Genomic DNA, 12,823 nt, shown 5'->3' with positions numbered 1-12,823 from the left:
CATCAACGCTCCGCTTCCGCCGAAACCTCGGGGTGCGGAGCGTTTTTTTGTATGCGCATCCAGACAGGGAAATGGTCTGATTGGCCGATCGAGGGGGCTGCTGCATCGAGAAAAGCAAGATCCGGAGAAAGAAAAATCCGGTCGATCTGCCTGCCCCGATGCTTGCCTTTTAACGTCACAAATTCGAGCTGTTGATCGTATACCGGGTCTTGATACAAGCTGCGGAGGGAATCGAGCAGCGGATGATCGGGCTGCATGTTGAAGTCTCCCAGTAGAACGCCGGATTGGTGCGTGTTTTCTTGCAAAGAGGCGAGCAACGATTCTATCTGTTCTCTATGTTCTGACTCTTTAACGCCGAGATGGGTTACGTATACATGCAGGGGTTTATCATTCCAGTCCAATGTCACGTCCAGCAGAGAACGAGGTTCCCAGGAAGCGGGCAGTGCGATCGTTTCGGCATGCAGGATCGGAAGCTTGCTCAAGAGGGCATTGCCGTACGTACCGACCACAAGAGACAACGAAGGTGCATAGACGTAGTTCATCTGCAGGCTATCCGCGATTTCTGCAATCTGATCAACAAATTGGGAGCGCGGCAGCCGGTAATCGACTTCCTGCAAGGCAATCACGTCAGCATTCAGGGTCTGGAGAGTTTCTGCAATATGCAAAGGGTCGGCAATCCCTTCATCATCCCGGCAGCCGCGAATATTATAGGTAACGATTTTCAGGGGTCGTTCGTCTTTACCCAGCGGAGCGGCCGGTACCGAATGGACATTGTAAATGATGGGGGCTGTCGGAGAAAAGAGAAATAGAGTGAGAAATAGCGTAATACGTCGCATCCATTTTGGTCGTATGATGTCCACCCCCCGTTGTGCATGCAAGCAGTAGAAATATTCTGTTAAACAGGAAGGCAAAAGAACTTATTTTTCTATTCTGATTTTATCATAGCAAGGAAAGTAGTAGGAGGAATACTGGAAAACTTTGTCGAACATAGAACGGGACTATCTTTTTTCGTCGAACAGTCTGTACAATAGGTACGATACCTGACATGCTTGCATTTCCTTAAACATCAGATGCCAAGCAGGAAGGACGATCGGCAATGGAACAAACGAAAATGCGCATTTTGTCCGCAGCTGCCAAGCTGTTTGACATATACGGATACCACGGCACATCGGTTCGTAAAATTGCTGAAGAGGCTGACGTGAACGTCGCCCTCATTTCCTATCATTTTCAAGGTAAGCAAGGCGTGCTGGAGACCTTGATGGCTTCCTATTTTGAGACCTTGTTCCGATTGGTAGGAGAGAAGGAAGCGGCTCTAGCCGGCGCTGCAGCCTGGAAAAAACTGGCTCAGATCGTTCGTCTCTATGTACAGTTTCATTGTGAACACGCTGCCATTACCCGGTTGATTCAGCGTGAATTAAGTGTGGAGTCCATGCTGGCCCGAGAAGTGATGACCTTGTACATGAGCCGTTACAAGCATGGACTGGCATCCGTGCTGGAGTATGGAATCGGTACAGGAGAATTCCAGACCTGCTCGGTCGATCGCGTTGTTTTGGGCGTGACGAGTCATATCGTCTATCCGCTCCTGCATCCGCAAATGGTTCGACAAGTCTATGAATTGGAACCAGCCTCAGAAGAATTCGTCAATTGGCTGTATACATCGGTTCTTGATTTTTTGCGCGTCAGTTTGATTCCTGACTCGGGGAGTAGTACCCTCTTCCATGAATGAATACACTAAGGGGTTGTATCCGAATGAAACGAAAACTATTCATGCTCTGTTTGGCAGGCATGCTCCTATACACAAATCCGGCTTTTGCCACACCTTTTCCAGACAAGACAGACAAGGTCGTACAGGATCAGGACAATTACCTCAAAGCTGAGAATGCGACCCAATTTGTAGAAACGATCAAAGATCTGCCGGGGGAGTACAAGGTTGTCGTGGTGGAAAGCACCTCGCCGGAAGCAGCCACTCCCGATGAGTACGCACAGAAGCTATACGACAATTTCAACCTGCCTGACGAGGCGATCATGGTCGTACTCGATTACAATACGGAAGAGCTCGGCGTCTACGCTGGCACCGTATTTCAGGAAAAAGGCGCCACACTGGAGATGCTTCACGACAAAATTGCCTCGTACTACGTGCCCTTCCGCAATCAAAAACAATATCTGAACGGCATTCAAACATTCCTCCAGGAGGTACATAGAGAGCTGGAGCGGGTACAGAACAAACCAGTCCAGACAGAGCAGGCAGATACAGTTGCGCAGACGGAAGAAGTGAAATCAAAATCGCTTCTTGGCGAGATCCCCTGGTGGATTTACGGAATTGGCGCTGTTTTCGCCATTTTGTCCATTGCGCTCGTCTATGCGATGATTCGCCGTCGTTCCATTTTCTCCCAGGTAGATGACGTCGAGGATTGGAAGGATGAGCTCGTCGAGAAAATCCATGTCATCGAGGTGGAAAAACCGCTTCGCCGCTCAAGCGGGATGACGGAGGTGCGTTATCATCATATCGCGGATAAAAAGGAGAACCTCTTGCGCATCAAGATTCCGGACGTGGAAATGATGATTCTGGATGCGGAGGAGGCTTGCGACCGCTTCCGTTTTACACTCGCAATCGGGATGCTGGAGGACGCGCGCGAAGCTCTGACGCAGATCGAGCAGGAGCTGGCGGAGCTCAAGGAAGATACCACCAAGGTCGCCGTGACCAAACAAGAGAACAAGGCTGCCATACCGGAGATCGGCAAATTGGTTGAACAGGTGGAGCGCCGCTTGTCCGATATGCGTCTAGACTACGGTCTTTCTTTTCACGAGTTGAAGTCCACCTTGGACGAGGTGGAAAACATGCGCTCGCTCGTCAAAAAGTCGCGAGCGGCTGGCGATGACGTGCACGCCTACGAGACGACGCTGAAGGCGCAGAAAATGCTGGAAGGCATCGTCCAAGCGCTGGACCAGGTTCCAGGCATGATGGACCGTGTGAAAAAGGAGATGCCAAGAGAGTTCAAGCAGCTGGAGGAAGGAATTGAACAGGCCAGACGCGACGGCTTTGATATCAGCCTTGATGGTCTGGACAACGCCATGCTGCAAGCCAAGCAGTTGATGACCGCTGCTGGCAACGGACTTGAGGAAGGCAACCTCGAAATCGTCAAAACGCATGTAAAGGCTTTTGAAGTGCTGATAGAAGCAACCTACCAGGGGTTGGAAGAAGCTGTTCTGGCGAAGCAGCAGGCAGCGGCTGCTGCAGTGGCTGCAAAGGAAGCGTCACGCATCAAGGAACAGACGAGGGCGGAAGAATCCATCCGTCTGCCAGAGGTAGCGGCAGCGGAAGCAGCGGTACGCCCGCACGAGATGGTGGAAACGGAGGAGGCAGCCCGTCTGCGAGAATTGGTTGCAGCCGAGGAGGCAGCACGCCTGCGCGAACAGGCGGAAGCGGAAGAAGCAGCACGCCTGCGCGAACTGGCGGAAGCGGAAGAAGCAGCACGCCTGCGCGAACTGGCGAAAGCGGAAGAAGCGGCGCGCCTGCGCGAACAGGCGGAAGTAGAAGAATTGGCGCGTCTGCGAGAGCAAGCAAGGGCGGAAGAAGCACGCCGTCTCCAAGAGCAGGAAGCGCTCAGTCAAGCGGAGCGGGAAGGCTTGCTGAAAGACGATGCCTTCGTACGAGTGGATCAGGATGTCCGCGTCCAAGCGGAGCAAGGCGTGCCTGAAGATCGCAGCGAGGATGAGGATGAGTACGAGCTGGTTATGCCGAGACGCCCGGAAGTTCCGGTGGCAGAAGAGGTTGTGGAAGAAGCGAATACCCTCTACATCGAGACCGAAGACGACGCTCTCGATGAGATGGAGCGAATCTCCAACTCCTTGATTCGCTTGCGTCAGCAGATCAAGCGCAGCTATCTGCCAGGAATTCCGGATCATCTGAAGTTCATGTTTGAGGAAGTTGTGCAAACCCTGGCGCGGATCAAGGCCATCATGGAGCAACATCGCTACGATCTGGAAGAAGTGGCGATTCTGCTGCAGGATGCAAGCGATCAATTGGACGAGACGGAGCGAGTGACCGAGCGAGTCATTTCCACGTGCCAATTGGCGGAGGGAGCCATTCAGTACACCAATCGCTACCGCCGGCAAAATCGCCAGGTGAATGAGTTGCTGACGCTGGCAGAGCAGTCATTTCGCCAGTTGGCTTTTGCGGAAGCCTACCAGCTGGCAGAAGATGCGCGCCTGGTGATTGAAGGAGCTTCTCCTCAAGAGGAAGAAACAGGCTGGCTGTTGCGACGGAAGAAGAAGGGGTGACGCATATTCTCTATCCCCTTTTTCTGCTCGCTGCAGGCCTGTTGATCATGGTGCAACCTCGTACGAAACGCTGGCAGTCCAGGATGCAGAAGCATTTTAACGGCAATGAGCAGCGAATCAAGCAGAGAGCCAACACGTTTTTCCTGCTCGGGCTAGCTTTTGTCCTAGGGGGGCTAGCGTATCTGTACCGTTATACGATGTGAGTCAAGACACTCGTGCGCTGCACGGGTGTTTTTGTGTTCACATAAAAATGAAAACCGCCTTTTCTTACAAGGCGGCAATTTTTATCCATTGTTCTGGCAGCTTATATCACGTGTATGTCTTTCTGATATTTACTATGACCATCCTCGCTGCTTCCCACATAGGCATATCCGTTTTGTACATAAAATTCATTTAGTTTGTTGTTGTTTGCTACGCAATCAAGTCTAAGATACCGCTTATCAGAAGGAAATGTAAGCTCTCTTTCCATCCATCTTAGAACGCCTCCTCCTAAACCATGACCCGAAAAGGTTCGCTTTACGGCGAGTCGATGAACAAATACAGAATCGGGTAAAGTGGATTGCTTCCATATATGCTTGTCCCAATCATCAGGTGACGTTGAAATGGTTACAGTTCCCGCCAGCACATCATCTTTTGTAATGATATAGGTCGTTTCGCTTTTTATACCTTGCATCACATCATCACGTCCATATCCTTCAAGGAAATGGCGCCATTGCGATAGTCCTTTGCTCTGTAGCCAAGAAGCCGTTTCGAGGAATAGTTCCATTAGATCTTCATAATGTCTTTCTTCTGCTTTTGAAACCAAAAAGTGATTCATCAAAAACGGATTCTTGATCGAAATACGTTCCGTTGCAATCTCCCCCTTACATGGTTTTCCGACAGAATGAAAACGCAATTTTGTGGAAGATTTTTTTATTCGACGTTGTATACGCGCACTCCTTGCTGTTTTCATGCCGGAAACTAGGCCCAAAAAAAGAAGCGGCGATAGGAGCATCGCCGCTTCATCCAGTAAGATAAAGGGAGTAGAGGTGTGAAGATCAGTCCCCAGCAACGACGTCGGGTGAATCTGATCACTCTTGCTAACAAGAGTACCCAACACTCATCTTTCCCTATCCGGACAGGAAGTAAACCCTAGGAGAGCAATTCCATTGATTTTTTTGCGCTGTTCGTCCCAGCGGCATAACCGGAGGAAAAGGCTATGGTGATGTTATAGCCGCCCGTATGCGCATGGACGTCCATGACTTCTCCCGCGAAGAAGAGTCCCTCCATCAGTTTGGAATGCATCGTGCGCGGGTCGATTTCCTTGACGCTCACTCCGCCACCCGTGATAAAGGCTTCTTCCAGTGACAAGGTGCCTGTGACCGTCAAGGGAAGAGCTTTGATATGCTTGGCAAAAAGGGCCAAGTCCTGTTTTCGCATGTGGCTGAGTGTCGTATCCTCCGCGATGGAAGCCAGGGAGAGCAAAAGAGGGATCAGACGTTCAGGCAGGTAGCCCTTGAGCACGTTCTTCACCGCTTTTTTGGGCTGTTCCTCCAGCAGCTTCCAGCTTTCTGCAGCGATCTCCTCTGCGGACTTTTCCGGCATCAGGTCGATCGTCAGAAAGAGGGGAGCGCCGCCGTGCTTGCGCTGTGTAATGGAGACGTAGTGACCCATTCGCAGAGCAGCTGGCCCCGAGATGCCGAAATGAGTAAAGATCATGTCCCCTTCCTGTGTCGTCACTTTTTTTCCGTTGGGAGCGTACAGCGTCATCTCGACTTCACGCAAGGAGAGGCCCTGCAGCGATTTGTCGCGGATATAAGCATCATTGGCAACCAGCGGAACCTCGGTGGGATACAATTCGGTAATCGTGTGTCCGGCTTCCTTCGCCCAGGCATACCCGTCGCCTGTCGATCCAGTCTGAGGGACGGAGCAGCCGCCGACCGCGATGATGACACAGGTGGAGGTTATCACTTCCCCGGATTGCAGCGTAACGCCAGTCGTGCGCCCCTCGCTGTAATTGACCTTTTTCACAGGCGTTTGCAGACGGATGTTGACCCCCTGCCTTTTGATCTCATTGATCAGCGCTTGCGCTACTGTGACGGCTTTGTCTGTCACAGGAAACATTCTGCCGCGATCTTCCTCTTTCAAGGCGACGCCCAAGTCCTCGAAAAAAAGGATGATGTCCCGATTGCCGAACTGGGATAGGGCGCTGTACATAAACCGGCCATTGCCGGGCATTTGTTTGATCAGCTCGTCCTGTTCCTTGGCATTGGTCACATTGCATCGGCCGCCGCCAGAGATGATCAGCTTGCGGCCCAGCTTCGCTCCTTTTTCCACCAGGCAGACACGCGCTCCTTCGCGGGACGCAGCCCAGGCTGCCATCAGGCCGGAGGGACCGCCGCCAATAATGATCACATCGTAATCGTGTTTGGATACATTCATGTTATACTCGTCCTTTGTCGGTTTCAGTCATGCAATGCCCATTGTATCACAAGAGGCGAGCAAACACGCCACAGCGTAAGTGAAGCCGCCTATGCCCGCTCAAGGAGAGCGGAAAGCGGTTGTTTTTCCAGAACGTAGTTGACCATGTCCTCTTCGCGAATCAGATGCGTCACGGCATAGCCGCGGGCAAAATAGGAGGAAAACAGGGTTCCCGTCATCTCGCGCCATTGGGAGGCAACCGTCAGATTGGCTCGCTTCACGTCTTGGAAAAAGGCGGGCACGCAGAGCAGGACAACTTCTTCTTCCCGCGTGGTGTCCATCTCTACAGGGCGCGGGAGGTTATCGTTCTTCTCATAGCGCAAAACCTGCGGCGCTCCCTGGACCTCGGGCAGCCTTCTCGATCCTGTCCGATAGTTCTCTACGCGATTGCTTGCCAGAAACCATTCAACCAGGAAACGATCTGTCGGAAGTCCACGGTTGAAATCATCCTCTAATGAACCGTAGCAATTCGGGTAGTAAGTGCGGACAATGCCGCCCAGCTTGACGATGTTGAGAAATCCATTCACGGTCTCCAACGGATCATAGGTCCAGGTAATCTTGGTATGTCCCAATCGGATCGCTTCATCCCGCTGCAGCCACTTCATCTGCACGCCGAGTCCTTGCTTTCGGTATTCAGGCAAGAAGCCCATCATATGAGAGCAGAGATGGGGCTGACCGTCCGTATAGCCGGGAAAGCTGTAGAGAAAGCCGATGATTTGATCATCTTGGTCGTAAGCTCCCAAAAAAAGGCCGCCGAATTTCGCCAAAGTCAGCGTCATGTGATGAGGAATCGGGGTTTCGCCTTTCCATATTGCCGACTCCAATGCCTCAAGCTGCTTCAGTTCCTGCTGTGTTTTCAACTCGCGAAACGTAATTGTCATCGATGTATCTTCCTCCCACTCCATTTCAGCTATTTGAAGTTGATTCGGGGATTGCGATGTGAAATCCTTCTCTTTTCCCAGTATAATAGAGAACAGAAATGCTGAGTAATCCAGAATAAGAGGAGGTGGCGAAATGCAAGCGGTCCTGTTGTACACGAAGCAGTTGGGAGATGCCACATCTTTTGAATTCAACGTATTCGACAATCAGTTTGCGACGGAAAATCTCGCGGTTCGCAAAGTTATGATGTCGATGCTGGAGGCCGTTCGTCCGCGTTTGACGGAGCTTGAGGTTGAATATAATGACAGCATGCTGATCGAGAAGCTGGGCGTGCGTCGGGCCAGCGAGCTGCTCCGTTTTCTGGGCAGTTCGAAGGAGAATACGCGCGAGCAGACAAGCCAGGGGATCGTAGTCAGCCGCTCCTTCCGCAGTCCAATGACGGAGGAGAAGTACCAGTACTTCTATGGGATGAAAGATATAGCCGAGCTGCCTCACTATCGGCTCCAGGAAGGACAGGAAGACCGGATTGTTTTCTACTTTACCCGTTACCTGCAGCTCATCGCGCCCGACCAAGAGTCCGCTGCGGCATTTATCAGCGGATTGCAGGCTTTTTCTCTGCCTTACAAATTGGTCGCATTGAAATAAAAGAAGCCATTTTGCACTTCTGTTGAAGGGCGAGATGGCTTCTTTTGTCTTCGTTGCGGAATCATCCGCCAATGGGATGCTGCTGGGTGTAAATCACTTCTGTTTCCTTGACGATCGGCTCCAGCAGTTCATTGGCTCGCGAGATATGATGGGCGTGGTGGAACGTATCTTCGGTTACGCTTTGGAAAAAGGCATCCACGACTTTCGGACAAAATTGCGTGCCGGCGTTCTGAATGATCTCATCGCATGCCTTGGAGAAGCTCAGGGCTTTTCGATAGGCTCGCGAGGAGGTCATGGCGTCGAAGGAATCGGCTACGGCAGCTACGCGAGCCAGCAAAGGAATCTCCTCTTCCTTTAACTGATCGGGATAACCGGTCCCGTCATAACGCTCGTGATGATGCCGGGTGATCATCAGGATCTTCTTGATGCGGCTCGCGTCTTTACTGGCCGCCTGAGCGTACAGTTTTCGCAGCAGAGCCTCGCCGCGCACCGTGTGGGATTTGATGACCTCGGCCTCCTCTTCGGTCAATCGGCCCTGCTTGAGCAGGATATTGTCCTCGATACCGATTTTTCCAATATCATGCAAAAGCCCCCCCGTATACATCATATCAAGCGTTTCGTCGTCAAATCCCATCTTCTTGCCGATGACTCGCATATAGTAAGCGACGCGTTGGGAGTGTCCGGAGGTGTAGGCGTCCCTTTCTTCGAGAGCGACAGCCAACGTTTTCAGGATGCTTTGATTCACCTCGGCCAACTGAACGCTGCGCAGCTTGGAGGAGACGAACGCCTTTTCCTTATGGTAGGTCCGATAAAAAAGAATCGCGGTAATCAAATAGCTGACGGATACAACCATGATGAGGAAGGATTTTACCTGACTGAGCTGTTGATAAAAAGCATCTTCATCCATCGCAAGCGTGATGTACCAATCCCACTTGGGGTAGTAGCGAATGGTGGCCATTTTGCTGGCATGGGGGGAGTTTCCAGGTTCAGATGAGGAATACGAGACGGCATCCATTCCTTCAAAAAGAACTTTTTTCGCAAAAAAACCGTTTCCCATCTGGGACAAGCTGAATATATTCTGACCCTCCAAAGAATGGTGGATAATCAAGGTACCCTGTGAATTGAAGACGAAAAGTTCGGAATCGGGTGCCAGCGCAAGGCGGGACCGGGACCTCTCAGGCGAATGGCCAGCGTTCTGGGAACCCACGAATATCTCCCTGATTTTGTTTTCTACATGGGTAAAGCTGAGTTTTTCGTCTCTGATTTGTTCATTGTACAGGTCGAGAAGCTGTGTGACAGTGCCAAGCTGCCTATCCATCGCGTCAACACCGGAGCGGTAGAACACGGTTTTGGCTTGCGAATACCCGAGAAAAACGACCACGGTGAAAAGGATAGGCAAGAAGACGATAAAGAGGGAAAAAAGATGTGATTTGGTCGTCGGTTTTAGTGGCAAGGTCCTACGTCCCTTCCGTTTATTGGGAAACTTATTTATTCATAATAGGACAATTTGACCAAACCTTCAAGAAAAGATCGAAGCCTGTCATAAAAAAGGGAGCGGGTTGATTCGCTCGCCCCGCCCCGATTTGCTGCTCACGTAGAAGGGCGATTCGGGCCCTCCAGTTTTTTATCGCCGTAGCCCGGTGCGTCATTATGTACCGAGTCGGGCTGACGGGTTGCCGCTTCGTTTGGATGCTGCGCGGCAGGCATGCTCTTCTTCCCTTTGTCCATTCGTGCCCCTCCTTTCTATACGGCTCCTTCTTTGTTGCCTTGCCCCGCCCCCTGACGAGAGGGAGGTGTCCCTTTTTTATGGCGCGCTGTCGCGTAGATGGCGAAAAGCCCCAGGATGACTGCCAGAAATACAGTCGCGATCGCGTAGACAATCCATGGATTGACGCTGGTAACGCCACCTAGTCTCTGTACGAGTGCGCCTCCGATGCTGGTGCCGAGAGCAGTGCCAATTCCGGAGACGAAATTGGAGAAGCCAAAGTACGCGCCCAACCATTTTTCCTGGGCAAAATGGCCAACCAGGCTGTCCTGGACCGGCATGAACAGCATCTCTCCGAAAATAAACAGCAGGGCGGCTCCGCTGAGGGCGATAAAATGATTTGCCCAACCGAGCGCGGTCAAGCCGATGCCGAGCATGAGGATCCCCAACGTCAACGCCAGATACGGGCTGATCCTTTGCAGCACGAAGCGGGACACGGCACCCTGAAACAGCACGACGCTCACCGAGTTAATGGTCCAGATTAAGCCGATTAGCGTCGCAGAGTGCAGGACGGCTTCCCCCCGCAGTGGAAGGATCATCGTGAATTGGGCATAGAGGGCCCAAAGCAGCAGCATGATCCCGGAAAACATCATGTAGCTGCGATGTGTGAGGATGTGTCTGTATTCCACTAGCGGCGTGCGGGGACATTCAGGGCCCGTGCAATGATCCGCAGGCAAGCTGACGCGTGTCAGGATTGCCAGAATCAAAAACACGAGGGCTGCGAGCAAGAAAGGCTGCTTGCCGATGGAGGTCAGCCAGGTAATGAGCAGACCGGCCACGATGATACCGGAATGGGCGAAGATTCCGCGCCAGGAAAAGGCGATTGTCCGCTGATCCGGCATGACTTGATCGGCAATCATGGCTTTGATCGTCGGAGACAAGAGGCCGACTCCCAAGCCATTGACCGAAGAGAAGAGCAAGAAGAGACCGTAGGCATGCGCATAGTGATAGCCTAGCATCGCGGATCCTTGCAGCAAAGCTCCCGTCATCATGACGAAGCGTCTGCCGAAGCGATCCGGCAGTGGTCCTCCCAACAAGCTCCCCGCCTGATAGGCGAAGCTGCCTACGCCAAGGATCAGGCCGACCTCGGAGAGAGAAAGGGAACGCACCTTTTGCAAAAAAATGGGAAAGACCGGAACGATCAGATAAGCGGCGAGATGCATGAAAAACACGAGAACCAGAAGCATAAGGTAGCGTTTATTGCGCCAAATCAAGGCAGTTGAGGCTTCCATGATCGCCTCCTTCTTCAATCATCCTCCGTAGGTAGTATGAGTGGAAATAGAGCGTCTCTATGCACCCGACTTGGGCGTGCGCGGAAAATGGCATATCACGGGCAAATGTACAATCCAACAATTGCCTGGCGACATATACCTATAGAGAAGGGCGCTATGGGCGGACAGCCGAGTGCAAGGCTTTGCTGGTTGGTGAAGGGGGGACGAACATGAAGGGTTTTTTTAACCAGGATGGCTTTGAAGTGGTGATCTGGATTCTCGTGATCATCTTTCTCCTCTCTATATTTTTTGACGAAGGGATAGATTAGGATGAGTGCCTACAGACCTGTTCGTCGCTTGAATCAATACTATCAGTCAAACGAGGGCTTCAAGGCCTGGGTAAAGTTGAATGAGAAGTGGTTCAGGGAGAATCCGGAAGTATTTCGCCAGCTTTTGCAAAACCCGAATATGGTGAACCTCTTTATGGACCTGATGGTAATGAACGCTGCAAAAATCCAGAAGAGGCTGGGGAAGATGAAGCGAAAGAGACGCTGACCAGGTACGGCATGCTGCGGAATGCATGCCGTCACTTTTTATCCCTTCTTTCGCCTTTACCTGCTTACCTTCCCGGGACAAGGGATTCATCATATTTGTCAGACAAGCAGCGTACGTTTTAGCATAGGTCATGCTGTCTGGAGGAGGTATGCGGGTTGGCACAAGTCATACTCACATTTTTTGTAGCCTATGGAATTGTTGTCGGGGGCTCCATTTCCGGCGGAATAGGGGCTTTTTTGACCGATAAGCCACCGCTGCTGTCCATGTTTCAGCTTGCTACTCAACTGAAAATATTCGGCATCGTCGGAGCCTTGGGAGGGACATTCGATTCTTTTTTACAGATCGAAAAAATTCTCATGGGGAATTTCTCTCCCGTCCTCAAGCAAATGGTCATGATCGTCGTCGCTTTCTGGGGCGCTCACATCGGGACCATCTGTGTACACTGGCTGGTACAGGTGCGATCATGAGCAGGAGGCCATGGGAGCGATACATAGCCTTGTTTGTCATCGGCTGTCTGCTCGGCGGAGCGTCAATCTTGTTTATGCATGGCCGCGAGATGGAGGAAATGATGCTGGTCAAACAAAGTCTGGAGCTGCAAAATAAGAAGCTTTACGAGGAAAATCTGTCGCTGAAGAAAAACCAGCATGTATCTCGCAGAAAACAGGAGACGGTTATTGAAGAGATTCGCGTAACCGTGTTGGACCCCAAGCCTCACCCGACCATCGAGGTGCAGGTCGTTGACAAGATGGAAGAAGATCTCGAATCCTTAAAAGGGAAAAAAGTTGAGCAGGTGGCAGAGGTTCATCAGGTCCTGCATGAGATGCTGCGCAGGCGCGAATACGTTCTCTCGGACGGCAGCATGTCAGAGGTGCGCATCAAGACTGTCGTGATCAGCCGAACCCTCCATCTATTTGTAACGGCGGAAGTGAAAACGGAAGAGGTGTGGCAGGCGGTGGCCCGAAACTTTCTTACGTTCCACTCGTATATTCAATCAGAAAAAATCATTAAGCTGTAAGTTGAGGATCGT

General features: G+C 51.7%; 14 protein-coding genes. 7 read left to right on the top strand and 7 right to left on the bottom strand.

Translation table 11 applies throughout. The features are described from left to right. Positions 1 to 2 precede the first annotated feature (2 nt). Entirely contained in the window at positions 3 to 836 is an 834-nt protein-coding gene (locus EDM58_RS18360; RefSeq protein WP_122914610.1) for an endonuclease/exonuclease/phosphatase family protein, read from the bottom strand. A gap of 260 nt (positions 837 to 1,096) precedes the next feature. Between EDM58_RS18360 and refZ the strand changes: the two genes are divergently transcribed. Genes refZ through EDM58_RS18345 form a run of 3 tightly spaced genes read left to right on the top strand, consistent with a single transcriptional unit; the run spans position 1,097 to position 4,484 of the window. Beyond that, positions 1,097 to 1,726: a forespore capture DNA-binding protein RefZ gene (gene refZ, locus EDM58_RS18355; RefSeq protein ID WP_122914609.1), complete on the top strand. Its 630-nt coding sequence runs from the start codon at positions 1,097 to 1,099 to the stop codon at positions 1,724 to 1,726. A gap of 23 nt (positions 1,727 to 1,749) precedes the next feature. Beyond that, on the top strand, positions 1,750 to 4,281 hold the full coding sequence (locus EDM58_RS18350; protein ID WP_122914608.1) for a septation ring formation regulator EzrA: 2,532 nt from the start codon (positions 1,750 to 1,752) through the stop codon (positions 4,279 to 4,281). Next, positions 4,278 to 4,484: a hypothetical protein gene (locus tag EDM58_RS18345; RefSeq protein ID WP_122914607.1), complete on the top strand. Its 207-nt coding sequence runs from the start codon at positions 4,278 to 4,280 to the stop codon at positions 4,482 to 4,484. The genes EDM58_RS18350 and EDM58_RS18345 overlap by 4 nt, the downstream gene beginning before the upstream one ends. A 101-nt stretch (positions 4,485 to 4,585) precedes the next feature. On the opposite strand, the gene EDM58_RS26260 is transcribed toward EDM58_RS18345, so the two are convergent. The 3 genes from EDM58_RS26260 to EDM58_RS18330 form a co-directional block, all read right to left on the bottom strand. After that, a complete protein-coding gene (locus EDM58_RS26260) occupies positions 4,586 to 5,377 on the bottom strand; it encodes a GNAT family N-acetyltransferase (RefSeq protein WP_246000852.1) in 792 nt (263 codons plus the stop codon). A 35-nt stretch (positions 5,378 to 5,412) separates the two neighbouring features. Then, positions 5,413 to 6,702, bottom strand: a complete 1,290-nt coding sequence (locus tag EDM58_RS18335; protein WP_122914606.1) for a BaiN/RdsA family NAD(P)/FAD-dependent oxidoreductase — start codon at positions 6,700 to 6,702, stop codon at positions 5,413 to 5,415. An 89-nt stretch (positions 6,703 to 6,791) separates the two neighbouring features. Continuing rightward, entirely contained in the window at positions 6,792 to 7,622 is an 831-nt protein-coding gene (locus EDM58_RS18330) for a GNAT family N-acetyltransferase (protein WP_122914605.1), read from the bottom strand. Between the two features lie 133 nt (positions 7,623 to 7,755). Here EDM58_RS18330 and EDM58_RS18325 point away from each other — a divergent pair, with 133 nt between their 5' ends. Then, positions 7,756 to 8,265, top strand: coding sequence for a hypothetical protein (locus EDM58_RS18325; protein WP_122914604.1), 510 nt, complete (start codon positions 7,756 to 7,758; stop codon positions 8,263 to 8,265). Positions 8,266 to 8,326: 61 nt separating this feature from the next. Here the strand turns inward: EDM58_RS18325 and EDM58_RS18320 are convergent, their stop codons facing one another. The 3 genes from EDM58_RS18320 to EDM58_RS18315 all read right to left on the bottom strand — a co-directional run bounded on the left by EDM58_RS18320 (position 8,327) and on the right by EDM58_RS18315 (position 11,262). Beyond that, on the bottom strand, positions 8,327 to 9,718 hold the full coding sequence (locus EDM58_RS18320) for an HD domain-containing phosphohydrolase (RefSeq protein WP_122914603.1): 1,392 nt from the start codon (positions 9,716 to 9,718) through the stop codon (positions 8,327 to 8,329). 137 nt (positions 9,719 to 9,855) lie between these two features. Further along, positions 9,856 to 9,993, bottom strand: coding sequence for a hypothetical protein (locus tag EDM58_RS25815; RefSeq protein WP_183187556.1), 138 nt, complete (start codon positions 9,991 to 9,993; stop codon positions 9,856 to 9,858). Positions 9,994 to 10,008: 15 nt separating this feature from the next. After that, positions 10,009 to 11,262, bottom strand: a complete 1,254-nt coding sequence (locus EDM58_RS18315; protein WP_122914602.1) for an MFS transporter — start codon at positions 11,260 to 11,262, stop codon at positions 10,009 to 10,011. Between the two features lie 309 nt (positions 11,263 to 11,571). Between EDM58_RS18315 and EDM58_RS18310 the strand changes: the two genes are divergently transcribed. From EDM58_RS18310 to EDM58_RS18300, 3 genes are all read left to right on the top strand, one after another. Further along, the gene (locus EDM58_RS18310; RefSeq protein ID WP_122914601.1) at positions 11,572 to 11,796 is read left to right on the top strand and encodes a hypothetical protein; all 225 of its coding nucleotides are present in this window, start codon (positions 11,572 to 11,574) and stop codon (positions 11,794 to 11,796) included. 155 nt (positions 11,797 to 11,951) lie between these two features. After that, positions 11,952 to 12,263, top strand: coding sequence for a YtrH family sporulation protein (locus EDM58_RS18305; protein ID WP_122914600.1), 312 nt, complete (start codon positions 11,952 to 11,954; stop codon positions 12,261 to 12,263). Then, positions 12,260 to 12,811, top strand: coding sequence for a sporulation membrane protein YtrI (locus EDM58_RS18300; protein WP_023557717.1), 552 nt, complete (start codon positions 12,260 to 12,262; stop codon positions 12,809 to 12,811). The genes EDM58_RS18305 and EDM58_RS18300 overlap by 4 nt, the downstream gene beginning before the upstream one ends. Positions 12,812 to 12,823 lie beyond the last annotated feature (12 nt).

Source organism: Brevibacillus panacihumi, from assembly GCF_003710985.1.
Lineage (GTDB): Bacteria > Bacillota > Bacilli > Brevibacillales > Brevibacillaceae > Brevibacillus > Brevibacillus panacihumi.
Note: the sequence above shows the minus strand (reverse complement) of the source record. Positions and strands in the feature narration are given on the sequence as shown.

Excerpts from the sequence above, each read along its gene's own strand:
- refZ (WP_122914609.1), top strand. The coding sequence starts at position 1,097 with ATGGAACAAACGAAAATGCGCATTTTGTCCGCAGCTGCCAAGCTGTTT.
- EDM58_RS18310 (WP_122914601.1), top strand. The coding sequence starts at position 11,572 with ATGAGTGCCTACAGACCTGTTCGTCGCTTGAATCAATACTATCAGTCA.
- EDM58_RS18350 (WP_122914608.1), top strand. The coding sequence starts at position 1,750 with ATGAAACGAAAACTATTCATGCTCTGTTTGGCAGGCATGCTCCTATAC.
- EDM58_RS25815 (WP_183187556.1), bottom strand. The coding sequence starts at position 9,993 with ATGGACAAAGGGAAGAAGAGCATGCCTGCCGCGCAGCATCCAAACGAA.
- EDM58_RS18325 (WP_122914604.1), top strand. The coding sequence starts at position 7,756 with ATGCAAGCGGTCCTGTTGTACACGAAGCAGTTGGGAGATGCCACATCT.
- EDM58_RS18300 (WP_023557717.1), top strand. The coding sequence starts at position 12,260 with ATGAGCAGGAGGCCATGGGAGCGATACATAGCCTTGTTTGTCATCGGC.
- EDM58_RS18315 (WP_122914602.1), bottom strand. The coding sequence starts at position 11,262 with ATGGAAGCCTCAACTGCCTTGATTTGGCGCAATAAACGCTACCTTATG.
- EDM58_RS18330 (WP_122914605.1), bottom strand. The coding sequence starts at position 7,622 with ATGACAATTACGTTTCGCGAGTTGAAAACACAGCAGGAACTGAAGCAG.
- EDM58_RS18360 (WP_122914610.1), bottom strand. The coding sequence starts at position 836 with ATGCGACGTATTACGCTATTTCTCACTCTATTTCTCTTTTCTCCGACA.
- EDM58_RS18335 (WP_122914606.1), bottom strand. The coding sequence starts at position 6,702 with ATGAATGTATCCAAACACGATTACGATGTGATCATTATTGGCGGCGGT.